The organism is Cupriavidus sp. 05T313, from assembly GCF_056396665.1.
Window position 1 is genome coordinate 25760 of sequence record NZ_JBFTLX010000003.1, and the last position, 24149, is coordinate 49908.

At 66.9% G+C, this 24149-nt stretch carries 22 protein-coding genes; 6 read left to right on the forward strand and 16 right to left on the reverse strand.

Annotation, left to right across the window (positions count from 1 at the left end; translation table 11 throughout):
* Positions 1 to 5: 5 nt before the first annotated feature.
* From AC1DKD_RS01080 to AC1DKD_RS01090, 3 genes are all read right to left on the reverse strand, one after another.
* Positions 6 to 707, reverse strand: a complete 702-nt coding sequence (locus tag AC1DKD_RS01080; RefSeq protein ID WP_441625361.1) for a GntR family transcriptional regulator — start codon at positions 705 to 707, stop codon at positions 6 to 8.
* Positions 708 to 1051: 344 nt separating this feature from the next.
* Positions 1052 to 1891 (reverse strand): HpcH/HpaI aldolase/citrate lyase family protein, encoded by an 840-nt coding sequence (locus tag AC1DKD_RS01085; RefSeq protein WP_477142840.1) that lies wholly within the window; start codon positions 1889 to 1891, stop codon positions 1052 to 1054.
* Positions 1888 to 3060 carry a CaiB/BaiF CoA transferase family protein gene (locus tag AC1DKD_RS01090; protein WP_477111108.1) on the reverse strand — a complete coding sequence of 391 codons (1173 nt, stop codon included), beginning with the start codon at positions 3058 to 3060 and terminating at the stop codon, positions 1888 to 1890. Before AC1DKD_RS01090 ends, AC1DKD_RS01085 begins: the two co-directional genes overlap by 4 nt.
* 179 nt (positions 3061 to 3239) lie before the next feature.
* Between AC1DKD_RS01090 and AC1DKD_RS01095 the strand changes: the two genes are divergently transcribed.
* Both AC1DKD_RS01095 and AC1DKD_RS01100 read left to right on the forward strand, forming a co-directional pair.
* The gene (locus AC1DKD_RS01095) at positions 3240 to 4202 is read left to right on the forward strand and encodes a LysR substrate-binding domain-containing protein (protein ID WP_477142841.1); all 963 of its coding nucleotides are present in this window, start codon (positions 3240 to 3242) and stop codon (positions 4200 to 4202) included.
* Between the two features lie 139 nt (positions 4203 to 4341).
* On the forward strand, positions 4342 to 5316 hold the full coding sequence (locus tag AC1DKD_RS01100) for a Bug family tripartite tricarboxylate transporter substrate binding protein (RefSeq protein ID WP_441625369.1): 975 nt from the start codon (positions 4342 to 4344) through the stop codon (positions 5314 to 5316).
* 41 nt (positions 5317 to 5357) lie between these two features.
* Here AC1DKD_RS01100 and AC1DKD_RS01105 read toward each other — a convergent pair whose 3' ends face one another.
* The 3 genes from AC1DKD_RS01105 to AC1DKD_RS01115 form a co-directional block, all read right to left on the reverse strand.
* Entirely contained in the window at positions 5358 to 7169 is a 1812-nt protein-coding gene (locus AC1DKD_RS01105) for a cytochrome P450 (protein WP_477111107.1), read from the reverse strand.
* 316 nt (positions 7170 to 7485) lie between these two features.
* Positions 7486 to 8298, reverse strand: a complete 813-nt coding sequence (lgt, locus tag AC1DKD_RS01110) for a prolipoprotein diacylglyceryl transferase (RefSeq protein ID WP_035875993.1) — start codon at positions 8296 to 8298, stop codon at positions 7486 to 7488.
* 86 nt (positions 8299 to 8384) lie between these two features.
* Positions 8385 to 9395 carry a LysR family transcriptional regulator gene (locus tag AC1DKD_RS01115; RefSeq protein WP_441625373.1) on the reverse strand — a complete coding sequence of 337 codons (1011 nt, stop codon included), beginning with the start codon at positions 9393 to 9395 and terminating at the stop codon, positions 8385 to 8387.
* Between the two features lie 164 nt (positions 9396 to 9559).
* Here AC1DKD_RS01115 and ilvD point away from each other — a divergent pair, with 164 nt between their 5' ends.
* Positions 9560 to 11233, forward strand: a complete 1674-nt coding sequence (ilvD, locus tag AC1DKD_RS01120; RefSeq protein ID WP_477142842.1) for a dihydroxy-acid dehydratase — start codon at positions 9560 to 9562, stop codon at positions 11231 to 11233.
* Positions 11234 to 11354: 121 nt separating this feature from the next.
* Here the strand turns inward: ilvD and AC1DKD_RS01125 are convergent, their stop codons facing one another.
* From AC1DKD_RS01125 to AC1DKD_RS01135, 3 genes are all read right to left on the reverse strand, one after another.
* Positions 11355 to 11939, reverse strand: a complete 585-nt coding sequence (locus tag AC1DKD_RS01125) for a hypothetical protein (protein WP_441625377.1) — start codon at positions 11937 to 11939, stop codon at positions 11355 to 11357.
* Positions 11936 to 12379 carry a DNA polymerase III subunit chi gene (locus AC1DKD_RS01130; RefSeq protein ID WP_276289852.1) on the reverse strand — a complete coding sequence of 148 codons (444 nt, stop codon included), beginning with the start codon at positions 12377 to 12379 and terminating at the stop codon, positions 11936 to 11938. The genes AC1DKD_RS01125 and AC1DKD_RS01130 overlap by 4 nt, the downstream gene beginning before the upstream one ends.
* Positions 12380 to 12452: 73 nt before the next feature.
* Positions 12453 to 14015 carry a leucyl aminopeptidase gene (locus tag AC1DKD_RS01135; RefSeq protein WP_441625379.1) on the reverse strand — a complete coding sequence of 521 codons (1563 nt, stop codon included), beginning with the start codon at positions 14013 to 14015 and terminating at the stop codon, positions 12453 to 12455.
* A 140-nt stretch (positions 14016 to 14155) separates the two neighbouring features.
* Between AC1DKD_RS01135 and lptF the strand changes: the two genes are divergently transcribed.
* The 3 genes from lptF to AC1DKD_RS01150 are packed head-to-tail and all read left to right on the forward strand — an operon-like array spanning position 14156 to position 16857.
* Positions 14156 to 15280, forward strand: coding sequence for an LPS export ABC transporter permease LptF (gene lptF / locus AC1DKD_RS01140; RefSeq protein WP_276289850.1), 1125 nt, complete (start codon positions 14156 to 14158; stop codon positions 15278 to 15280).
* A complete protein-coding gene (lptG, locus tag AC1DKD_RS01145) occupies positions 15277 to 16431 on the forward strand; it encodes an LPS export ABC transporter permease LptG (protein WP_276289849.1) in 1155 nt (384 codons plus the stop codon). The genes lptF and lptG overlap by 4 nt, the downstream gene beginning before the upstream one ends.
* A gap of 21 nt (positions 16432 to 16452) precedes the next feature.
* Positions 16453 to 16857: a sirohydrochlorin chelatase gene (locus AC1DKD_RS01150; protein WP_441625382.1), complete on the forward strand. Its 405-nt coding sequence runs from the start codon at positions 16453 to 16455 to the stop codon at positions 16855 to 16857.
* Positions 16858 to 16939: 82 nt separating this feature from the next.
* Here the strand turns inward: AC1DKD_RS01150 and cobA are convergent, their stop codons facing one another.
* The 7 genes from cobA to AC1DKD_RS01185 all read right to left on the reverse strand — a co-directional run bounded on the left by cobA (position 16940) and on the right by AC1DKD_RS01185 (position 24036).
* Positions 16940 to 17710, reverse strand: a complete 771-nt coding sequence (gene cobA, locus AC1DKD_RS01155; RefSeq protein ID WP_441625384.1) for a uroporphyrinogen-III C-methyltransferase — start codon at positions 17708 to 17710, stop codon at positions 16940 to 16942.
* Positions 17711 to 17749: 39 nt separating this feature from the next.
* On the reverse strand, positions 17750 to 19054 hold the full coding sequence (locus AC1DKD_RS01160; protein WP_441625386.1) for a sulfate adenylyltransferase subunit 1: 1305 nt from the start codon (positions 19052 to 19054) through the stop codon (positions 17750 to 17752).
* A 140-nt stretch (positions 19055 to 19194) separates the two neighbouring features.
* Entirely contained in the window at positions 19195 to 20157 is a 963-nt protein-coding gene (gene cysD, locus AC1DKD_RS01165) for a sulfate adenylyltransferase subunit CysD (RefSeq protein ID WP_441625388.1), read from the reverse strand.
* An 11-nt stretch (positions 20158 to 20168) separates the two neighbouring features.
* Positions 20169 to 20957 (reverse strand): phosphoadenylyl-sulfate reductase, encoded by a 789-nt coding sequence (locus AC1DKD_RS01170; RefSeq protein WP_441625390.1) that lies wholly within the window; start codon positions 20955 to 20957, stop codon positions 20169 to 20171.
* Positions 20954 to 21535 (reverse strand): DUF934 domain-containing protein, encoded by a 582-nt coding sequence (locus AC1DKD_RS01175; protein WP_441625392.1) that lies wholly within the window; start codon positions 21533 to 21535, stop codon positions 20954 to 20956. The genes AC1DKD_RS01170 and AC1DKD_RS01175 overlap by 4 nt, the downstream gene beginning before the upstream one ends.
* Before the next feature lie 18 nt (positions 21536 to 21553).
* Positions 21554 to 23233 carry a nitrite/sulfite reductase gene (locus AC1DKD_RS01180; protein WP_477142843.1) on the reverse strand — a complete coding sequence of 560 codons (1680 nt, stop codon included), beginning with the start codon at positions 23231 to 23233 and terminating at the stop codon, positions 21554 to 21556.
* 29 nt (positions 23234 to 23262) lie between these two features.
* On the reverse strand, positions 23263 to 24036 hold the full coding sequence (locus AC1DKD_RS01185) for a sulfite exporter TauE/SafE family protein (RefSeq protein ID WP_441625396.1): 774 nt from the start codon (positions 24034 to 24036) through the stop codon (positions 23263 to 23265).
* Positions 24037 to 24149: the final 113 nt, after the last annotated feature.

Here is a 24149-nt window from a genome sequence, read left to right on the forward strand (position 1 = left end):
ACCTGCTATCGATGGATGGATGAACCGGCGCCCGCGGCGGTATCCGCGGGCGCCTGCAACTCTGCCGCGTCCAGCGCCCTGAGCGCGGCGCGCTGGCGCAGCAAGTGTGTCTTCATCAGGGTTTCGGCGCCCTCGGGATCGTGCGCCTTGAGCGCGGAGAACACCGACAGATGTTCGGCGCAGGATTCGCGGATGCGGCCCGGCAGCTTCAGGCTCTTGTGGCGCGACAACCGCAGCACCTTGCGCAAATCGCTGATCAGCCCAGACAGCCAGCGATTGCCGGCGAGCTGCTGGATCGCTTCGTGGATCTGGTAATTGGTTTCGTAGTAGGCGTCGATATTGCCGCCCTGGGCGTATCGCGCCAGATCGGCATGCAGGCTCTCCAGGGCCTCCAGGTCGGCAGCGGTGGCGTTACGCGCGGCCTCATAGGCGCAGCGCCCTTCCAGCAGCGCCATCAGCGGGAAGATCTCGTCGAGGTCCTGCTCGGACAGCGCATTGACGAAGCAGCCGCGGCGTGGCTCCAGCCGCACCAGGCCTTCGGCGGCGAGGACCTTGAGCGCCTCGCGCATCGGCGTGCGCGAGATACCCATCGATTCGGCCACGCTGGCTTCGTCGATCCAGGCACCCGGCATCAGCGCGTGCTCGTCGATCATGGTGCGCAGGCGCTCCGCCACCTCGAGGTACAGGGCCTGCTGGATGATGCGCATGGTGCCTCCGGATGGAAGAATGCAATGGCATCGGGATGGCCTCGGATGTGTCTTGCCAGGCCCAATAATTCATAATTATGAATAACGGTGGCGCAATGACAAGACAATTCGATGCTGCGCAGCGGCATGCGCAGCGTGCGCCGCTCATGTGACAAGGCGCGTTTTGGTTGCTGAAGCAGGCTGCGGAAGCACTTCGCCAGCGCCCTAGCCACCTTCCAGGCCACGCTCCGCACCGGTCGCACGGCGCCTCCAGCGCAGGCCGTTCAGGCGCCGCACCAGCCAGCGCTCGCCCTGGCGCTCGCTGACGCGGCGCAGCACGCGCGCGGATCGCCCACCGCCCCAACCTAGCCGGCCTGCCGCAGGATCTTGCGCGCGCGCTCCAGTACCGGCCGGTCCACCATCTTGCCGTCGACCGCGAGCGCGGCGCCCTGCGCACCGGCGGCGGCGGCCACGATGCGCCGCGCCCAGGCCCGCTCCCGTTCCGACGGCGCCAGCCCGGCATGCACCTGCGCCACCTGCTGCGGATGGATCAGCAGCTTGGCGCCRAASCCGAAGCGCCGCGCGCGCGTGGTCTGCCGGGCCAGCTCCACGGCATCGCCGATGGCCGTGCAAACCCCGTCCACCGGCGCCGGCAATCCCGCCGCGCGCGAATGCATCACCAACCTGGCGCGGAAATAGTCCAGCGGCTCGTCCTCGTCCGCCACGTCCAGGTCGAACATCAGGTCGATGCTGCCCAACAGCAACCGCACCACGCCGGCCGCGCGGCTCACCGCGCGCAGGTCGGCAAAGCCCGCAGCGGTTTCCATCAGCGGATAATAATTGGCGTGCGGCAAGGCAAGCGCCAGCGCGTCGAGGGCGGCGGCATCGRCCTTGGGCAATACCAGGTCACGCGCCCGCCGGGCGCGGCACCAGTCCAGGTCCCCCGCGTGATATTCGCTGTCGGCGGCATTCACGCGCACCAGCAGAGACACGCCGGCGGCGGCCGCCCGGGCCTGCCACTGTAGCCAGGAACCGGCCAGGCCCTCGCGCGCCGACGCTTTGGCGTCGGGCGCCACCGCGTCCTCGAAATCGACAATGACCGCATCCGCCCCCGAACCGATCGCGCGCCCGATGCGCTMGGGGTGCGTGGCGGGCACGAACAGGTAGCTGCGGGCGGGCGCCCTGATGGCAGCAGCGTCGCTCATACCACGCCCGCGCCGTGCAGCGCCGCCACCTGCACGGGCGTCAGGCCAAGTTCGGCCAGCACCGCGTCGGTATGTTCGCCCACCGCCGGCACCGGGTCCATGCGCGCCTCTTGCACGCCGGGCGGCAGCAGCGCGGGCACGGGGCCGGCGGGCGTATCGACCTGGCGCCAGCGCGCTCGCGCGGCCAGTTGCGGATGCGCCCAGACATCGGCCATGGTGTTCACGCGCGCGTTGGCGATGCCGGCTGCTTCGAGCCGCGCGGTGACCTGCTCGGCGCTGAGCGCGGCAAATGCCTCCACGATGCGCGCGCGCAGCGCGGCGCGGTTGGCGCTGCGCAGGGTGTTGTCGGCGTAGTCGGGATGCGTGGCGAGCGCCGGGTCTTCCAGCACGCGCTGGCAGAAGGTGTTCCACTCGCGTTCGTTCTGCAGGCCCAGCATCACGGTCTTGCCGTCGCCGGTGGGGAAAGGGCCATAGGGATAGATGGTGGCATGGGCGGCGCCGGCGCGCGGGGGCGGCTCGGCACCGTCGAAGGCGTAGTAGAGCGGGAAACCCATCCACTCCACGGTGGATTCCAGCATCGAGATATCGATGCGCTTGCCGCGCCCGGTCTGGCCGCGCTCGATCAGCGCCGCCAGGATATTGCTGTAGGCATACATGCCGGCGGCGATGTCGGCCACCGAGGCGCCGGCCTTTACGCCCTCTCCGGGCGTGCCCGTGACCGAGACAAAGCCCGATTCGCTCTGCACCAGCAGGTCATAGGCCTTCTTGTCGCGGTAGGGACCGTCGGCGCCATAGCCGGAGATATCGCAAACGATCAGGCGCGGAAAGCGCGCGCTCAGCGCCTCGTAATCAAGCCCCAGACGCGCCGCCGCACCCGGCGCCAGGTTCTGCACCAGCACATCGGCGCGCGCCAGCAGCGCGTCCAGCACTGGTGCCGCCTGCGCGTGCTTGACGTCCATCGTCACGCTCTCCTTCGAGCGGTTGGTCCACACGAAGTGCGAGGACAAGCCGCGCACCCGGTTATCGTAGGCGCGCGCGAAGTCGCCCACGCCGGGGCGCTCGATCTTGATCACGCGCGCGCCGAGGTCGGCCAGCTGGCGGGTGCAGAACGGCGCGGCAATCGCCTGCTCCAGGGATACGACGGTGATACCTTGCAGCGGTTGGGACATGGCTGGACTCGTTGATGCTTGGGTACGTGGGGGTGGAGGCCGGCGGCGCGAAAGCGCGAAACCGGCCGGCCAGCCCACAATCTAGCGCCTGGCGGCATCCGCTGGGAAATAGGGAATGCCTAGTCGCCCATAAGTAGAATAAATACCTCACACGGGAAACGCCAAACCAAGGACACCCAATGGATATCCGCTCCATGCGCTACTTCGTGGCCATCGTCGACCACGGCAGCCTGACCCGCGCCGCGGAAGCGGTGTGCGTGGCGCAGCCGGCGCTGAGCCAGCAACTTGCCGCGCTGGAGGCCGAATACGGCGTGCCGCTGGTGCACCGCGGCCCCAAGGGCGTGAAGCCGACCGAGGCCGGCAAGACCCTGTACCGGCATGCGCGCACCATCCTCAAGCAGGTGGAAAGTGCCGGCGCCGACGTGCGTGCGGCGGGCGCCGAGGTCTCCGGCGCGGTGGCCATCGGCTTGCCCACCACCGCCGCCGCGGCCTTTGGCATGCCGCTGATCCGGGCGGTGCGGGCGCGCTACCCGCAGGTACGCCTGCAACTGTTTGAGAGCATGAGCGGCTACATCTCGGAGCTGCTCAACAACAACCGGCTCGATTTCGCCATCCTGTTCCGCGACACGGCTTCGCGCGCGGTGGAACCCGAAATGCTGGCCAGCGAGTCGCTGTACCTGATCGGCAACCCGCCCGAGGCGCCAGACGCCGCCGGCCGCCGCCGTGCCCGCCGCGACACCATCGCGCTCAGGCAACTGGCGGGCGTGCCGCTGGTCCTGCCGAGCGGCTCGCAGGGCCTGCGCGAAGTGCTGGAGCGCGGCTTCGCGCAGGCTGGCGCGGCACTCAATGTGGTAGCCGACCTGGACTCCCTGCCCTTCCTGCTGGGCGCAGCGCGCGAAGGGTTGGCCTGCACCATCCTGCCGGCCTCGGCGGTAGACCCGAGCGATGCCGCCATGCCCACGCGCCTGATCCTGCCCGAGTTGCGCCGCACGCTTTCGCTGTGCTGGCCCCGCGCGCTGCCGCGCACGCGCGCGGCGGAAGCGGTGGCCGAGATCCTGCGCGAGATCGTCGACGCGCGCATCGCCCAGGGCGGCTCGCTCAAGCCAGCGCCGGGCGCCGCCCAGCCAGGCTCAGYGGAATAAATAAATCTTATGGCGGTAGTCGGCGATTGAATTTCTCCGGCGCAAAACCCTCGTGTAGAGTCGCTGCCAGCGACAGGCAAGGCGTAGCCATCGGCAGGAAAAGACTGCTATGCCGCCATCCCAACATCGAGGAGACACCATGCAACGCACCCGCCATGTCCTGGCCGGCATCGCCGCGGCGATTTCGCTGTTCGCCGGCGCCGCCGCGCAGGCCGAGACTTATCCCGCCAAGCCTATCCAGATGATCGTGCCGCAGGCGCCGGGCGGCACCAACGACATCGTCGCGCGCCTGGTGGCGGCCGACCTGTCGCAACGCCTCGGCCAGCAGGTGGTGGTGGARAACCGCCCCGGCGCCGGCGGCAATATCGGCACGCAGACGGCCGCGCGCTCGGCGCCCGACGGCTACACCCTGCTGATGACCATCAGCAGCACCCAGGCCATCAACCCGTCGCTGTACCGCCAGGTGCCGTTCGATCCGGTGCGCGATTTCGAGCCGATCTCGCCGGTGGCGAGCGTGCCCAATGTGCTGGTGGCCAAYCCCGCCTTTCCCGCCAGGACGCTGCCCGAACTGATCAGCATGGCCAAGGCCAAGCCGGATTTCTACCGCTATGCCTCCGCCGGCAACGGCACGCTCAACCACCTGCTGGGCGAAATGCTCAACAGCATGGCCGGCATCAAGCTGGAGCACGTGCCCTACAAGGGCGTGGCGCCGGCGCTCAACGATGTGCTTGGCAATCAGGTGCCGCTGGCCTTCGCCAGCCTGCCCTCGGTGCTGGCGCATATCAAGGCCGGCAAGGTGCGCGCGCTCGGCGTCAGCTCCGCCAGGCGCTCGCCGTTCGCGCCAGACATCCCGGCCATCGGCGAGACCGTGCCCGGCTACAGCGGCGACCTGTGGGTCGGCCTGTTCGCGGTCAGGGGCACGCCGAAGGAAGTCACGCAAAAGCTCGCGCAGACCATGCAGGCCGCGCTCGCCGACAAGACGCTGCGCGACAAACTGGCGGCGCAAGGCGCCGAAGTCCTCGCCGGCACGCCGCAGCAGTTCGGCGCCATGCTCAAGGCCGATCTCGACAAATGGGCGGTGATCGTGAAGAAGTCCGGGGCGCAGGTGGATTGACGACGCTGCCGCCTGGCTGATCAGCCAGGCTGGCCATTCAACTATCGCGCCGAGAACATCACCCAAAGGTCCGTCGGCATCATCGTAAAGCCGAAAGCCTCCCCGACCGGGCCCGACTCGGGCGCGTGGCGGATGTCAAAGTTCTGGCAGACCATCGAAATCGCCGCCTTGGCCTCCAGCAGCGCGAGACTGCGTCCGGGGCACAAGCGCGGTCCCGAGCCGAACGGCACGAAGCCGCTGCGATGCTGGGCCGCCGGAGTGGCGCCCAGCAGCCAGCGCTCCGGCCGGAACTCGCGGGCTGCGGGAAAGTTGTGCTCCTGCAGTGCATTGGGCCGGTTCACCAACACCAGCAGCGTCCCGCGCGGCACCCGGACGCCGCCCACTTCCACGTCTTCATTCGGTTCCAGGAAGAAGAGCGGCGCGACCGGCTTGAGCCTCAACGACTCGTGCGCGACCGCCTCCACGTACACCAGCCTGGCGGCATCCCGCATGTCCTGCAGGACGTCCGCCTGCCTCAGCACTATCCCCACCTCCTCCTGCATCCTGCGCTGCACCTCCGGGTGGCAGCACATGAAGTACATCATCCAGGCAACGGTATTGGCGGTCGTATCCTCGCCCGCTACGAGTATCGTGAAGATATTCGCGAACAGTTCCTCGTCGTCCAGCGGCGCCTGCCCCGTCTGCTGGGCCACCAGCATCGCCTCCAGGAAATTGGCCGGCTGCGCGGCAAGCTCCGGCGCCCGCGCCAGCCGCTCGCGGGCCGCGGCGATGAACTCGCCGATGATCTGGTGGATTGCCGCGAGGGCGCGGTCGAACGAGCGATCCGCCGGGAGCCTGACATAGTGCCAGTACGGGAATGGCGCATTGACGCGCCGGTTCACCATCGGCAGGATCTGTTCGAGATGCTGCTGGATGACCTCGCCCTCGCGCTCCAGCGTGTTGATGTCGTAGCCGAAGGCCAGGGCGGTTGTCACATCTACCGTGTAGCGCATCAGGTCGTGCTGCACATCCACCCGCCGCCGCTGCGCGGCCGCCTTATGCCAGCGCCGCTCCAGCCTGCGCGTGACGCTGGCCAGCATCGGCAAGAAGGCACGCAGCCGGTGCGCGTCCAGCGCCTGCGCCACCGGCCGGCGCTGCCTGCGCCATACCTCGCCCTCGGCGGAGAACACGCCTAGCGCGCCCATCTCCAGCGCCACCGCCTCCAGCGCGCCGATACGGCGATAGGTCGCGGGCCGGTCGCGGAGGATCTTGTCGATCAATACCCCTTCGGCGATCACCAGGGCTGGCCGGTTCGCCATGCGGACGCAGAACAGGGGGCCGAATTCCTCGCACCATTGCTCGAAGACGAGATGCATCCGCTGCTGCTGCCATTGCAACTGCAGCGCGCTGCCCAACCAGGGCAGGCCTTTCGGACCGGGAAGCTCCGAGAGCGAGCGCAGGCCGGGGCCCGGGCCTGGGGATGGCGCTGCCGGATCCGGCAGCGCCTGCAGGCGCTGCCACGCAAGGATCTCGTCGCGGTCCGCCATGACCGCGCCGTCCTCGATGACGGCGGCAAACCGCTTCAGGCAGATTTCGGGCCGCTCGACAACGGTGCCGGTGCCGCAGTCGAAGCGCCAGCCGTGGCCGCGGCAAGTGAGCACGCCATGCTCGATGGCGCCTTCGGCCAGCAGCGTGCCCCGGTGCGGGCAATGCCCCTGGTAGACCAACGCGCCGCCGCCGTGCCCGATCACGACGAGATCCACGCCGTCGACCCTGGCAGGCAACGCAACATCGTCGCGCAGCTCCGAAGCGGCCGCGAGGCGCACCCGCGTCGAGGAAGCCTCGGGTCCCGCAGCCTCACGCGCCATTTCCATCGATTTCTCCCCTGGCCGGACTTCAAGCCAGACGGCATGCGCCGCTGAAACCGCCACTGTCCGGCTTGCGACGGCAGTGGCGCACATCGGCGTGGCAGCCTCTGCGGCAAACAGCCCGCCTGAAAGCAAGCATATACACCGCCAGCAGTCCTGCCCAAGCGCCGTTGACGCGCCTGCCGGGGCCACCGTGCCGAGACCACGCGGCCATCACATTAGCGTCGTCGACGCACAGGCGCGGCCAAACCAATGGGGCGGACCCATAAGAAAAGCGGGCCTCGGCCCGCTTTCTTCAATCCGCCGGCAGAAGTGGCAGAGGTCAGCGCACTGAAGCCTGCGCCGCGTGCCCGCGGCGGTTGGCCCAGACCAGCATCGCCACGCCAGCCAGGATCATCGGCAGGCTTAGCCACTGGCCCATGGAGAAGTTAAGCGCCAGCAAGCCAAGGAAGTTGTCCGGCTCGCGCGCGAACTCGGCGAGGAAACGGAAGCCCCCGTAGCCGATCAGGAACACGCCCGACACGGCGCCCATGGGCCGCGGCTTCCTGGCGAACAACCACAGGATGATGAACAGCGCCACGCCTTCGCCGGCGAACTGGTAGAGCTGGGAAGGATGGCGTGGGATGTTGTCGCCGGCCTGCGGGAAGATCATGCCCCAGGGCAGGTCGGTGGCGCGGCCCCACAGCTCGCCGTTGATGAAGTTGCCGATGCGCCCGGCCGCCAGCCCGCAGGGAATCATCGGCGCGATGAAGTCCGTGACCTCCATCCAGTGCCGCCCGCGCAGCTTGCCGAACAGCCACATCGCCACGACCACGCCCAGGAAGCCGCCGTGGAAGGCCATGCCGCCCTCCCACACCTTGAAGATCTCGAGCGGATGGCTCAGGTAGTAGTCGGCCTTGTAGAACAGCACGTAGCCCAGCCGTCCGCCCAGGATCACGCCCAGCACGCCGAAGAACAGCATGTCGTCCAGGTCCTTGACGGTCCAGCCCTGGGCCGCGATATGCGGCTGGCGGATGCGCAGGCGGCCAAACCACAGGAACATGATGAAACCGGCCAGGTACATCAGCCCGTACCAGCGGATGGCAAGCGGGCCGAGATGAATGGCGACCGGATCGAATTGGGGATGAATCAGCATGTGTGCCGTGGAATTGGGTTGAAGGAAGACCGCCGCAGACAAATTCGAACAACAAAATATGAAATACGCCCGGACGGTATCGGATGTCAGTGTTCAGCCTGCGGCCGTGCCGCGCGCCGGATGGCTACATTCGTGCCGGGCTCCGTGCCCGGCTTTATGCCAGCCAATTGCGTCAGCGTCATGGCAGACGCCAGCGCACCGGCAATCTCGATGAACGACCTCAGCACCGGGCTCACGCTGCCCGCTCCGGCCTCGCGCCACACCAGGCCGGTCTCGATATCGGGCCCGGCGTCGCGCAACGGCAGGTAGGACACACCGGTACGGCGAAGGTTGCAAAGCGACGCCGGCACCAGCGCCACCCCCATGCCGGCCGATACCAGGCTGACGATGGTCTGCATCTGGATAGCCTCCTGGGCAATGACCGGCGTAAGGCCTTCGCGCGCATAACAGCCCGTAATGATGTCATAAAACGCCGGCGCGCTTCGCCGGGGGAAGATGATGAGGGGCTCGTGCGCCGCATCCCTGAGGGAAACGCCGGCTGCCCCGGTGCCCTCCCCCGTCCCCGCGCGCCAGCCTTCCGGCACCGCCAGCACCAGCGGCTCGCGCACCAGCGGCAGATAGGAAACGCCATGCGGCATCGCCGGCAACTGCGGGCGGATCACCAGCCCGGCGTCGATGGTGCCCTCCATCAGGGCCTCCAGCTGGATATCGCTGGTGGCCTCGCGCAGCTGCAGTTGCACATTGGGATGGCGCGCGCGAAAGCGCCGCAGCAGGTCGGGCAGGATGCCGTAGTCGGCCGTGCTGACAAAGGCCAGCGAGAGCGTGCCGGCCTCCCCGCGCGCCAGCCGCTGGGCCAGCCCCGGCAGCGCGGCGGCGTCCGCCAGCACGCGCCGCACCTCGGGCAGCCATTGCTGGCCGGCCGGCGTGAGCGCCACCGAGCGCCGCGTGCGGGCGAACAGTTGCACCCCGATCTCCTCTTCCAGTGCCTGGATCTGCTGGGARAGCGGCGGCTGGGTCATGGCCAGGCGCCGCGCGGCACGGCCGAAATGTAACTCCTCCGCCACCGTCACGAAGTAGCGCAGCTGGCGCAGGTCCACATCGGCTCCTGATATGTTTATCGACTCAATAAAGGTTGAATAATATATTTGACAGCATAAAAGGCAAGCGGCATGCTCTCGTCCACAACATGGCAAGAGCCTGCCCGGTCCCCGGCTACCTCGGGGCGCCCCTCGCAGGCCGGCACATTCCCCCGGAGATTCCCATGGCATACAACAAACGTTCGCAGAACATCACGCAAGGCGTGGCGCGCTCCCCCAAYCGYTCGATGTACTACGCGCTSGGCTACMAGAAGGAAGACTTCGACAAGCCGATGGTRGGCATCGCCAAYGGCCACTCSACCATCACSCCGTGCAACTCCGGCCTGCAACGGCTGGCCGACGCCGCCGTGGACGCCATCAAGGCCGCCGACGCCAACCCGCAGATCTTCGGCACCCCGACCATCTCGGACGGCATGTCGATGGGCACCGAGGGCATGAAGTACTCGCTGATCTCGCGCGAAGTCATCGCCGACTGCATCGAGACCGCGACCCAGGGCCAGTGGATGGACGGCGTGGTCGTGATCGGCGGCTGCGACAAGAACATGCCGGGCGGCATGATCGCGCTGGCGCGCACCAATGTGCCGGGCATCTACGTGTACGGCGGCACCATCAAGCCGGGCAACTGGAAGGGCAAGGACCTGACCATCGTGTCGTCGTTCGAAGCCGTGGGCGAATTCACCGCCGGCCGCATGAGCCAGGAAGACTTCGAGGGTGTCGAGAAAAATGCCTGCCCATCGTCGGGTTCGTGCGGCGGMATGTACACCGCCAACACCATGAGCTCCTCGTTCGAGGCGCTGGGCATGTCGCTGCTGTACTCGTCGACCATGGCCAACCCGGACCAGGAAAAGGTCGACAGCGCCGCCGAATCGGCGCGCGTGCTGGTCGAAGCCATCAAGAAGGACATCAAGCCGCGCGACATCATCACGCGCAAGTCCATCGAGAACGCGGTCGCGCTGATCATGGCCACCGGCGGCTCCACCAACGCCGTGCTGCACTACCTGGCGATCGCCCACTCGGCCGAAGTGGAATGGACCATCGACGACTTCGAGCGCATCCGCCGCAAGGTGCCGGTGATCTGCAACCTGAAGCCCTCGGGCCAGTACGTGGCGACCGACCTGCACCGCGCCGGCGGCATCCCGCAGGTCATGAAGATCCTGCTCAAGGCCGGCCTGCTGCATGGCGACTGCCTGACCATCACCGGCCGCACCCTGGCCGAGGAACTGGAAAACGTGCCGGACACCCCGCGCGCCGACCAGGACGTGATCCTGCCGATCGAGCGCGCGCTGTACAAGGAAGGCCACCTGGCCATCCTGAAGGGCAACCTGGCTCCGGAAGGCGCGGTCGCCAAGATCACCGGCCTGAAGAACCCGGTCATCACCGGCCCGGCCCGCGTGTTCGAGGACGAGCAAAGCGCCATGGACGCCATCCTGGCCGACAAGATCAATGCCGGCGACATCCTGGTGCTGCGTTACCTGGGTCCCAAGGGCGGCCCCGGCATGCCTGAAATGCTGGCCCCCACCTCGGCCATCATCGGCAAGGGCCTGGGCGAGTCGGTCGGCTTCATCACCGACGGCCGCTTCTCGGGCGGCACCTGGGGCATGGTGGTCGGCCACGTGGCGCCGGAAGCGTACGTGGGCGGCAACATCGCGCTGGTGCAGGAAGGCGACTCGGTCACCATCGACGCGCACAAGCTGCTGCTGCAACTGAACGTGAGCGACGAAGAACTGGCCAAGCGCCGTGCGGCATGGAAGCAGCCGGCACCGCGTTATACGCGTGGCGTGCTGGCGAAGTTCTCCAAGCTGGCTTCGACGGCAAGCAAGGGCGCAGTGACGGACTGAGGCTGAGTGCTTTGGCGCCGGAAAGGAAAAGCCCGCGAGCGATCGCGGGCTTTTTTTTGTGCGGCGGAGACTCGAACACCCGCCTGGCCTGTTCGTCGGCTTCGTTCCGTGCCTGGGGCTTTCACATGCCGCCCGGATCCCGCTCAATTTCTTCCAGCGTGGCATCCAGCCACTCCACCAGCCGGGCCTCCAGCGACTGCGTCAGTTCCGACGCCAGCTGCGCGGTCAGCGGGGCTAGCCGCGATTGCAGCGTGGCCTCCGTATGGGCCTCCACCACCTGCGGCCACTCGGTGCGAAAACGCATCATCACGCGCGTCAGCAACTCGCTGCGCACCGCGCGCAGTTCGTCCGCGCTGGGCGGCGGGCTGGCGTGGGCTGCGGCATGGGAAACCGAATAGGCACCGTCCCGGGCGGATGGGGTGGGCTGGTGCAGCGCGGGCACCTCGACGGCGGGAATGCCCGCCCCCGCCTCGCGCGGCACGACGACATGGGTCAGCGCACCGGGCCAGCTGATATCGGGAGCGGGCTGGGCATGGCTTCGGCCGCCAGCCTCGGCTTCCGACCGGGCGACCGTGCCCGCGCCCGGCCCGTCCTGCACCGGCGGCCTGGCGCCGTCGGCAGGCAGGTCGATCACCTCGGTCAGCAATGGAATGCTGTCGTTGGGCCCGATGCGCGGGATCACGCGCGAGGTGGTGCGTTCGGTCATGCGGCGTCCCCCTTGCCCTGGCTGGCCTGTGCGATATCGTGGTGGGCCAGCGCATAGCCACGTTCGCGGTAAAGGCGGAAACGCTCGCGCCCCGCGGCCCGGTCGCCGGCGTCGCTGCCGACCACCTCGATCATGCGCTCGAAACTGGCGAATTGCGCGGGCGTCTCAACACTGAGGTTGATCAGCAACTGGTGATGCGGGGCCTGGTCCAGCCTGGCTGCCAGCACGATCGGCGTCACGCCGGCATGCGGGCTGTCGACGCCGCAATGGGGCAGGAAATCCAGCGCGGAGAATGTCCACAAGCGCGCATCGAGCTGCGCCAGCTGCTCCGGCGCGCCGTGCACCACCAGCTTCTGGCCGGCGCCGTAGGCCTTGCGGATCAGCCGGCAAGCGTAGCCGAGCTTGTCGGGCACGTTGCTGTGGAAATCGATACGCGTCATGGGTGAAAACCAATCCTGTGAAGATGAAACCGGGCGGGCCGGCGCCGGAAGGCGGCGCCGGCCCGCCCCGCCGTCAGCCGGCGCGATCCATCAGGAACTGCGTCAGCAACGGCACCGGACGGCCGGTGGCGCCCTTGGCGGCGCCGCTCTTCCAGGCCGTGCCGGCGATGTCCAGGTGGGCCCAGTCGTACTTTTCGGTATAGCGCGCCAGGAAACAGGCCGCGGTCACGCTGCCGGCCGGGCGGCCGCCGATATTGGCCATGTCGGCGAAGTTGGACTTGAGCTGGTCCTGGTAGTCATCGTCCAGCGGCATGCGCCAGGCGGTGTCCATGGCCTTGCGGCCGGCTTGCAGCAGTTGATCCGCCAGGCCGTCGTTGCGGGCGTAGAGGCCGCTGTTGACGTGGCCCAGCGCGATGATGCAGGCGCCCGTCAGGGTTGCCACATCCACCACGGCGGCCGGCTTGAAGCGCTCCACATAGGTCAGCGCGTCGCACAGGACCAGGCGGCCTTCGGCGTCGGTGTTGAGTATCTCGATGGTCTGGCCGGACATGCTGGTGACCACGTCGCCGGGCTTGGTGGCGTTGCCGGACGGCATGTTCTCGCAGGTGGGGACCACCGCGATCACGTTCAGCTTGAGGCCCATCTCGGCCACCGCCTGCAGCGTGCCCAGCACCGAGGCGGCGCCGCACATGTCGTATTTCATCTCGTCCATGCCCTCGCCGGGCTTGAGCGAGATACCGCCGGTATCGAAGGTGATGCCCTTGCCCACCAGCACCACCGGCGCCTGTTTGGCCGAGGCGCCGTCGTAGCGCAGCACGATGAACTGGGGCGGCTCGACGGCGCCCTTGGTGACGGCCAGGAAGGCACCCATCTTGAGGGCTTCCAGCTGCTTGCGGCCCAGCACTTCCACCTTGAGCTTGTGGCGCTTGGCGATGCCGCGCGCGGTGTTGGCCAGGTAGGTCGGGGTGCAGATATTGGACGGCAGGTTGCCCAGGTCCTTGGTCAGCTCCATGCCGTTGGCGATGGCCGCGCCGCGCACCACGGCCTGGGCCGCCGCTTTGGCGTCGGCCGCGTCGACCGTCAGCACCACCTTGCGCAGGCCAGGCAGCTTGTCATTGCCGTTGCCGGCGCCGTTGCCCTTGGCGTTGGCGCGCTTGAGCCCGGGATGGCGCTCCAGCAGGCGGTAGCCGGCTTCGCGGATCAGCGTGACGGTGGTAACCAGGCGCCAGGCCAGGTCGCGGGCATTGCCGGCCTGCTGGGGCGCCTGCTGCTGGGCGAGGCACCACAGCACATTGGCGGCACGCGTGCCGGACAAGGCACGCAGGGAAGTGCGCACGGCTTCGGCGAATGCCTTGTCGCCGAACTCGGCTTCCTTGCCGAATCCCACCAGCAGCACGCGGGCGGCGCCCACGCCGGCCACTTCGTGCAGCATCAGCTGCGTACCGCGCTTGCCCTCGAAATCGCCGAGCTTGACGATGCGGGACACCAAGCCCTTTGTCGCCACGTCAAGTGCCTTGGCCACGCCGGCCAGGCTCTGACCTTCAAACAGGCCCACTACCAGGCAATCGGTCTTGGTCGCCAGGAAACCATTTTGGCCCGCTTTGCTCCAATCCAGGGCTTTTGTGCTAAATTCCATCGCGCTTCCTTCCAGGGGCTCGTCCACCACGAAAGCTCCTATTATCCGCGATTTGCTGCCGGCGGTCCGCTATGCTTGCTAGCAAGCACCTCCGGCACCGACATCGCCCGCGCCGGCCGGCAGCCCGGAACCGACTCCGCATGATCTTTCAACAAGCCTTGCGTCGCGAGCTCGCCTACACCGCCGGCGCGGTGTTCCTGGTCATGCTGACTTTCATGCTGACCTCGCTCGTCATCCGTATCCTGGGCATGGCCGCCAACGGCAAGGCCAGCCCCAACGACGTGCTGATGCTGATCGGCCTGGCCACCATCGGCTACCTGTCCATTTTGCTGTCGGCCACGCTGTTCATCTCCACCCTGATCGTGCTCACGCGCTGGTACAAGGATTCGGAGATGGTGGTGTGGTTCTCGGCAGGCATCTCGCTGCGCGACCTGGTCAAGCCGGTGCTGCAGTTTGCCGCGCCCTTCATCATCCTGTCGCTGCTGCTGGGTATCTTCGCCTGGCCGTGGGCCAACCAGCAGACCTCCTTGTTCCGCGACCGCTTCGAGCAGCGCGGCGTGCTGTCGATGATCGCCGCCGGCCGCTTCATCGAGCCGGCCAAGGGCAACTATGTGCTGTTTATCGAAGGCATCGACGCCGACATGAAGTACGCGCGCAATGTCTTTGTCGCCAACGCCGAAGCCGACAAGATCGGCGTGGCGCTGGCCCACCAGGGCCAGTTCCAGACCCTGCCGAACGGCGACCGCATGGTGGTGATGGAAAACGGCCGCCGCTATGCCGGCACGCCCGGCAAGCTCGACTACCGCATCGTCGAGTTCGACCAGTACGCGGTCAAGGTGGACAGCAAACCACCCGAGGCGGAAGGCGACATCCCGACCAAGAGCCGCGACACCATCGACCTGCTGCGCAACCCCACCAACGAGAACCTGGGGGAGTTGCTGTGGCGCCTGTCGCTGCCGCTGCTGGCCTTCAACTTCGTACTGATCGCCATCCCGCTTGCCTATGTCAACCCGCGCCTGGGCCGTTACACGCCGCTGGTCTTCGCGGTGCTGATCTACCTGACCTACAGTAACTTGATCAATCTCTCGCAGGCCTGGGTGCGCTCCGGCTCGATCCCGTTCTCCCTGGCCTGGTGGCCATTCCACCTGCTTGCCCTGCTGGGCGCGGTGATGCTGTTCCGCTACCGCCAGAACCGCAGCCTGGGAGGCTGGCGTGCCGTCTTCGGCCTGCCCCGCAAGGGCGGCAACACGGGGAGCCAGGCATGAGGGTATTGCGGGTCTACGAGCGCTATTTCGGGCAGCTGATCTACGGCGTTTTCGCCTTTATCCTGTTTGCGGTGCTGGCGCTGTTCGTGTTTTTCGACATGCTCAGCGAACTGGAGAGCGTGGCCGGACGCTACACCTCGCTGGTGGCGTTCTTCCACGTCATCCTGCAAGCGCCCACGCGCATCTATGAGGTGCTGCCGATCGCCGTGCTGATCAGTGCGATCTATGTCTTCTCGCAACTGGCCAGCCAGTCGGAATACACGATCTTCCGGGTGGCCGGCCTGAATACGCGCCAGGCGCTGTTCTCGCTGTTCAAGCTGGCGGTGCCGCTGGCCATCGCCACGTTTATCTTCGGCGAGTTCATCGGCCCCAAGGCCGAGCAATACGCGCAGAAGATCAAGCTGGAAGCACTGGGCGCCACCGTCTCCGCGGGTTTCCGCTCCGGCGTGTGGGTCAAGGACCGCGACCGCGACGCCACCTTGGGCCATGAGGTCACCCGCTTCGTCAACGTGGCCGGCCTGCGGCCCGACCAGAGCATCACCGGCGTCACCATCTACGAATTCGACCAGCAATACCGGCTCAGCGTGATCCGCGTGGCCAAGGAAGGCCGCTACCAGGGCAACCAGTCCTGGCAGCTCACCGGCGTCACCGAAACCCATTTCCTGGATTTGCCCAGGGGCGAGCCGGGCAAGGCCGACACCCTGGCGCCGGTCTTCCGCGGCGAGCAGCGAAGCGTACCCAGCCTGGCCATGCGTTCCGAACTGACGCCGCAGATCCTGTCCGTGCTGCTGGTGGAGCCCGAGCGCATGTCCACGCTGGACCTGTTCCGCTATATCCGCCACCTGCGCGACAACAAGCAGGACACCCAGCGCTATGAAATCGCCTTCTGGAAGAAAGTGATCTACCCGCTGACCCTGTTCGTGATGGTGGCGCTGGCCCTGCCCTTCGCCTACCTGCACGCGCGGGCCGGCGCCGTGGGCGTCAAGGTGTTCGGCGGCATCATGCTGGGGCTGTCGTTCCACCTGTCCAACACGCTGTTTTCGCACGTGGGGCTGTTGCATACCTGGCCGCCGATCGTCTCGGCGCTGATACCCGGCACGCTGTACCTGCTGGTGGCGCTTGGCGCGTTGCGCTGGGTGGACCGGCATTAAGACCCGCATCGAGGCCCGAAGATGACCGCGACCCCCGCCCCCCTTGCGCGCCAGGCCCTGGTGCTGTTCGGCCACGGTGCGCGCGACGTGCGCTGGCGGGAGCCGTTTGACCGGCTGCACGCCAAGCTGGCCGCTGCCTTGCCGGACAGCGCCGTGCGGCTGGCGTTCCTGGAACTGATGACGCCTTCGCTGCCGGACACGCTGGCCGAACTGGCTGCGGCCGGCGTTGCCGATATCAATGTGGTGCCGGTCTTTTTTGGCCAGGGCGGGCATCTGCGGCGTGACCTGCCGGCACTGCTCGACGACTGCCGCCAGCGGCTTCCGGGGGTGACGATCCGTTGCGCCACGGCGGTGGGAGAGGATGAGAGCGTGCTGGATGCGATTGCGGCCTACTGCGTGGGGACGCTTGCCAGCAGCAAAGTCTGACGCAGGCGCGCCACGAAAGCCCAAAGAAAAAGCCGGACAACGCCACCTACGTTGTCCGGCTTTTTCACATCGCGCCCACGATTCAGGCTGCGCGAGTTTCCCCGTACGACACGCCGCCATCGGCATCCTGCGGCACCGCCTCGCTGGCCCGCGAAGCCAGCGCCTCGCCAATCATCAACAGGCTGGGATGGGTCGGATCGATCCATGCCGCCGCCTCGCCCGCCGCCATCTGGCGCAGCGTGAACTGCCTGCTGCGCTGGTGCGCCGACGTCGCGGCCTCGACCACCCAGGCGGGCGTGGAAGCCGGCTTGCCATGCGAGATCAACTGCGCCGCAATGGACGCGGCCTGATCGCGGCCCATGTAATACACCAGCGTATCGGCCTTCACATCGGCCTCCACGTCGACCGTGTCGGCTGCCTTGGACTGCGTCGCAAAGGCCACGCTGCGCGATACGCCGCGCTTGGTGAGGGGCTTGCGGATGGCGGACGCGGCCGCCAGCGCGGCGGTAATGCCCGGCACGACCTCATACTCGATGCCAGCTTCTTCCAGCGCCTGCAATTCCTCGTCGGCGCGGCCGAACAGCATCGGGTCGCCGCCCTTGAGGCGCACCACGCGATCATGCTTGCGGGCCTGGTCGACGATCTGGCGGTTGATGAACAACTGCGCGGTGGAGCGTTGCCCGCACCGCTTGCCCACCTCGATCAGCTGCGCCTGCGGACACCATGCCAGCATCTCGGGCGACACCAGCGCATCGTGCAGCACCACCTGGGCTTCGCCCAAAAGCCGTGCACCGCGCACCGTAATGAGGTCCGCGGCACCGGGACCTGCCCCGATCAGGTAGACCTTGCCCATGCCATGCTCCTTCGCGTTCGCTTGATCAGTTCATTCGCCTTAAGCGAACGCACGGATCATGCCTGCGGCCACCGTGTGGTTGGTCGCCTCGTCGATCAGCACGAAAGCGCCGGTCGCCGGGTTGTCGCCGTATGCATCGCAGACGATGGGCTTTTGCAGCGAGATCTGCACCGAGCCGATATCGTTCAGGCCGATGTCGTGGCGGCCGGTTTCGTGCAACAGCGTGTGCACATCCAGCACGCGGTCCACAGACGAGACGCGCGCAAACACGCTGGCCGTGGTGTGCTTGAGCACGTACTTGCGGGCCGGGTTGAGCGATTCGTCGTCGAACCAGCACAGGTCGGCGGTCAGCTTCTTGGCCGAAACGCTGTCCGCGCCGGCGGCAACGAACATATCACCGCGTGACACATCCACATCTTCCGACAGGCGCACCGTGACGGTCTCGCCTACGCTGGCCGATTCGGCCACGCCATTGGGCGTCAGCACCTCGGCCACCACGGCATCGCGATTGGTCGGCAGCACGCGCAGCTTCTGGCCCACGCGCACGGTGCCTGCCTCGACCCGGCCGGCATAGCCGCGGAAATCGTCCGCCTGGGCGCCGTCCTGGCGAATCACCAGCTGCACCGGGAAACGCAACGCATCGTCGCCTTCGGACGCGGCTTCTTCCACCGGCAGCGCTTCGAGCAGCGGCAGCAGCGGCTCGCCCTGGTACCACGGCATGGCCTGGCTGGCGTTGACGATATTGTCGCCACGCAGCGCCGATACCGGCACGTAGCGCACGTCCTTCAGGCCCAACTGGGCAGCCAGTTCGGTGTAGGCGTCGCGGATCTGGTTGAAGCGCTCTTCGCTGAACTCGACCAGGTCCATCTTGTTGACCGCCACGATCACATGCTGCAGCTCCAGCAGCTTGAGAATGGCCGAATGGCGCTTGGTCTGGGCCAGCAGTTCGGCGCGGCCGTCGGTCACGGTCACGCGGGTGGCGTCGACCAGCACGATGGCGGCATGCGCGGTGGACGCGCCCGTCACCATGTTGCGGGTGTACTGCTCATGCCCCGGCGTGTCCGCGATGATGAACTTGCGGCGCGCGGTGGAGAAGTAGCGGTAAGCCACGTCGATGGTGATGCCCTGCTCGCGCTCGGCTTCCAGGCCATCGGTCAGCAGCGAGAAATCGATCTGCTCGCCGGCGGTACGCTTGTTCTTGGCCTTGGTCAGCGCGGTCAGCTGATCGGACAGCACAGCCTTGCTGTCATACAGCAGGCGGCCAATCAGCGTGCTCTTGCCATCGTCGACCGAACCCGCGGTGATAAAACGCAGCAGGCCTTGGTGTGTTGCTTGGGTGCTCATGTCAAATCCTTTCTTCTTCCCTCTCGCAGCGCTCGCTCCGGCGCATAGGCGGGAGGCAGCGCTAGGCGCGTGAGGGCGACGTGTACATTGGTACACGAGCACTCTCGCAACGACGCGATGTGCCCGCCTATGCGTCCGGGTTAGAAGTAGCCTTCTTTCTTGCGGCGTTCCATGGACGCTTCGCTCGTCTGGTCGTCCATCCGCGTCGCGCCGCGCTCGGTGATTTCGGTCACGGCCGTCTCGGCGATGATCTCGATCGGCGAGGCCGCAACGCTGGCCACAGGGCAGGTGCAGCTGATGTCGCCCACGGTGCGAAAACGCACCGAGATCACTTCGCTGACGTCGCCGTCTTGCTTCGGCGTGATCGGCGTGACCGGCACCAGCAGGCCGTTCTTCTTCACCACTTCGCGCTGGTGCGCGTAGTAGATCGGAGGCAGCTCAAGCTCTTCACGGGCGATGTACTGCCACACGTCCAGCTCGGTCCAGTTGGAGATGGGGAACACGCGCATCTGTTCGCCGGCGGCCATGCGGGCGTTATACAGACTCCACAGTTCCGGGCGCTGGGCCTTCGGGTCCCACTGGCCGAACTCGTCGCGGAAGGAGAAGATGCGTTCCTTGGCACGCGCCTTTTCTTCATCGCGGCGGGCACCGCCCATCAGCGCGTCGTACTTGTTGGCCTCGATGGTTTCCAGCAGGGTCACGGCTTGCGCGGCATTGCGCGAGTCGGTTTCCTTGCGCAGGCGCACGGTGCCGCGCTTGATGGAATCTTCCACATGGCCCACCACCAGGCGCGCACCGAGCTCGGCCACGCGCTGGTCGCGGAAAGTGATCACTTCCGGGTAGTTGTGGCCGGTATCGATATGCACCAGCGGGAACGGCAGTTCGGTCTTGCGGTCGCCCAGGCGGAATGCCTTGAGCGCCAGATGCAGCATGACGATCGAATCCTTGCCGCCCGAGAACAGCAGCGCCGGGTTGCGGCACTCCGCCACCACCTCGCGGATGATGTAGATGGATTCCGCCTCGAGCTTGTCGAGGTGATCGTTTTGCACTTGCAGCAGGTGCGCCACTTCCGGCGCGCCAGTCAGTTCGTTCATGATGCCCATTTCGTCTGGCCTCAATGCTTGATGTTCTGTTCGTGAAGCCCGCACTCTTTCGAGTCCTTGCTCTCCCACCACCACCGTCCGGCGCGCACATCCTCGCCGGCGCGCACGGCGCGCGTACAGGGCTCGCAGCCGATGCTGGGGTAGCCCTTGGCATGCAGCGCGTTGACCGGCACGTCATGCCGCTTCAGGTAAGCCCACACCTCGGCCTCGCTCCAGTCGGCGAGCGGGTTGAACTTCGGAATGCCGCGCGCCTCATCCATTTCCTCGAACGGCAGCTCCGAGCGCGTCACCGCCTGCTCGCGGCGCTGGCCGGTCAGCCATGCGTCCGCATGCGACAGCGCGCGGTTCAACGGCTCCACCTTGCGGATGCCGCAGCAGCTCTTGCGCAGGTCCACGCTGTCGTAGAACGCGTTCAGCCCGTGGTTCTTCAGGTAGTTCTCGATGGCCTCGGGGTCCGGCGTGAAGCGCTCGATGTCGTAGCCGTAGTGCGCCTTGACTTCGTCCAGCACCGCCAACGTCTCGGCGTGCAGGCGGCCGGTTTGCAGCGTGAACACGCGGATGCCCGCGCGCACCTGCTCGGAGCCGCGCAGGATCGCATCCGTCACCACCATGTCTTCGGCCGCCAGGCTGGAGGCAAAGCGGGCGCGAAAGAAGCTGCCGGCGATTTGCGCCAGGCGCAGGCCAAGCTCACGCTCCTTGGCTTCGAGATCCGCCACGCTGCCGGTGTACTCCGGCGCGGTCCACAGCGCCGGGGGACGCAGCGAAGAGACGGGAGCCTCGACGATAGCAATCTCGCTCATGCCGTTTCCTTGCCCAGCGCTTCGGCGCGGTTGCGGCGGAACAGCGGCAGCGGCTCGTCCACCGATGCCTGGTAGGCCACGGTGAATTCCGTGAAGCCCTTGATGGCGTCGTCGATGTTCTTGTCGGCGCGCACGGCGAAGGTGTCGAAGCCGCAGCGCTTCATGAAATTGAGCTGGTCGCGCAGCACGTCGCCGATGGCGCGCAGCTCGCCCTTCCAGTTGTAACGGGTGCGCAGCAGATAGGCGGTGGAAAAACCACGGCCATCGCGGAACACGGGGAAATCCACCGCCACCACGGCCACGCTGGCAAACGCGGCCTGCGCGTCGGCCGGCTCGTCTTCCGGCGCCAGCCAGATGCCGGTGACGTCGGCCGCGCGGCCAGCCAGTGCGCCGTCCTTGTGCGCCAGCCATGCGGTCAGCGGGAACAGCACGGCGTCCGTGCCTTGCGCGGCGGCGACGATCTGTTCGTCGGTCAGGGCCGCGCCCTCGGCACCGCGCAGCACGGTCCATGCGTCATCGATGATGACCGGGACCGGGTTGGCGCCTTCGCCGCGTTGCAGTTGAATAATCTTTGCCATGTCGTTTATCTCCGGTGCTCAGGCTTCGGCGCGTTCGCGCTGCTTGTCGGCATAGACGCGTTCCTTGAACGGGGCGATGCCGATACGGCCCAGCACGTCGATGAAGCGTTCGTCGTCATGGCGGTTGGCCACGAAGGTGTCGATGATGCGCGACACCACGTCGGGCATTTCGTCGGCCTTGAACGACGGGCCGATCACCTTGCCGATGGCGCTCTTGTTGCCTTGCGCGCCGCCCAGCGTGACCTGGTACCACTCCTCGCCGTCCTTATCCACGCCCAGCACGCCGATATTGCCCACATGGTGGTGGCCGCAGGCGTTGATGCAACCCGAGATGTTCAGCGAGATCTCGCCCAGGTCGTGCACGTAGTCCAGGTTGTCGAAACGCTCCTGGATGGCCAGCGCGATGGGGATCGACTTGGCATTGGCCAGCGAGCAGAAATCGCCGCCCGGGCAGGCGATGATGTCGGTCAGCAGGCCGATGTTGGCAGTAGCCAGGCCAGCCTTCCTAGCCTCCTGCCACAGCGCGTACAGGTCGCGCTTGCGCACGTCCGGCAGCACCAGGTTCTGCTCGTGCGCCACGCGCAGTTCGCCGTAGCCGTAGCGGTCGGCCAGGTCGGCCACCAGGTCGATCTGCGCATCGGTGGCATCTCCCGGGGGCGATGCCGGGCCGGGCTTGGTCGACAGCGTGACCGCGGCGTAGCCGGGCACCTTGTGCGCATGCACGCTGCGGCTCACCCAGCGGGCGAAGGCCTTTTCTTCCAGCAGGTGCTTTTCATACGAAGCATCGGTATCGGCCAGCTTGTCGTAGGCCGGGGGCGCGAAATACTGCGCCACGCGGTCGAACTCAGCCTGCGTGATGGTGGCGGGACCATCCTTGCTGTGCTGCCACTCTTCCTCGACTTCCTGCGCGAACTTCTCCGCGCCGATGGCCTTCACCAGGATCTTGATGCGAGCCTTGTACTTGTTGTCGCGGCGGCCATAGCGGTTGTACACGCGAATGGCCGATTCCACGTACGACAGCAGGTGCTGCCACGGCAGGTCGTCCTTGATCACCGAACCCAGGATCGGCGTGCGGCCCAGGCCACCGCCGGCCAGGATGCGCAGGCGCGTTTCGCCCTGGGCATTGCGGTAGGCGTAGATGCCGATATCGTGCATCTGCACCACGGCGCGGTCGTCGACCGAAGCGGAGATGGCGATCTTGAACTTGCGCGGCAGGAACGCGAATTCCGGCTGGAAGGTGCTCCACTGGCGCAGCAGTTCGGYCAGCACGCGCGGGTCCACGGACTCATCGGGCGCGACGCCGGCGAAGTGGTCGGTGGTGATATTGCGCACGCAATTGCCGGAAGTCTGGATGCCGTGCATCTCGACGCTGGCGAGTTCGGCCAGCACGTCGGGCACGCGCTCCAGTTCCATCCAGTTGTACTGGATGTTCTGGCGGGTGGAGAAGTGGCCATAGCCGCGGTCATACTCGCGCGCGATATGGCCCAGCATGCGCATCTGCTTGCTCGACAGCAGGCCGTACGGAATCGCCACGCGCAGCATGTAGGCGTGGCGCTGCATGTACAGGCCGTTCTGCAAGCGCAGCGGCAGGAATTCTTCCTCGGTCAGTTCGTCCGACAGGCGGCGGCGCACCTGGTCACGGAACTGGGCTACGCGCTCGTTGACGATGCGCTGGTCGTATTGGTCGTACTGATACATGGTGTGGGTCCGTTCAGTATTCGTTGAATTCAGGAGACGAGCTTGATGGCGACCAGCGTCAGCGTGGTAGCCAGCGCGGCGCGCACCAGCCGCTCGGGCAGCGCCCGCGACAGTTGCGCGCCCAGCCAGATGCCGGGGATCGAACCCACCAGCAAGGCCAGCAACAGCGTCCAGTTCACCGTGCCGAGCCAAACGTGGCCCAAGCCGGCAAGCGCCGTCAGCGGGACGGCGTAGGCGATATCGGTGCCAGCCACCTCGGCCGGCTTCATGCGGGGATACAGCAGGAGAATGAGCGTGGCGCCCACGGCACCCGCGCCGATCGAGGACACCGTTACCAGCACCCCGATCACGGCGCCCACCACCACGGTGGCAACCGCCTGGGCACGGCCTTCGAGCTGGAAGCGCGGGTTGCGTGCCAGCCACGCCAGCATCTGCTTGCGGAACAGGAGCGACAATACCGTCAGGATCACCGACACGCCGATGGTCAGGCGGATCGCGTGCAGCCACTGCGCGTTGAGTTCACCGGCGCTCTTGAGCACCAGGATGGCCACCACCGCGGCCGGCAGGCTGCCGATGCACAGGCGGCGCACCACCTGCCACTGCACATGGCCGTGGGCGCGGTGCGCCACCGTGCCGAAACCCTTGGTGATGGCGGCGAAGGCGAGGTCGGTGCCAACCGCCGTGGCCGGCGAGAAGCCGAACAGCAGGGTCAGCAGCGGCGTCATGAGCGAACCCCCGCCAACCCCGGTCAGACCGACGAGGACGCCTACTAGCAGACCGGAAACGGTATAGGCAAGAGACATTGGGGTTCACCAGGCCGGTGAGCGTCCGGGACTGCCTGGAAACGAGGCACGTGCGCGGAGGTTCCGACCGTTCATTAACAAAGTTCGAGAATCGTAATAAACTGGCCTCATAT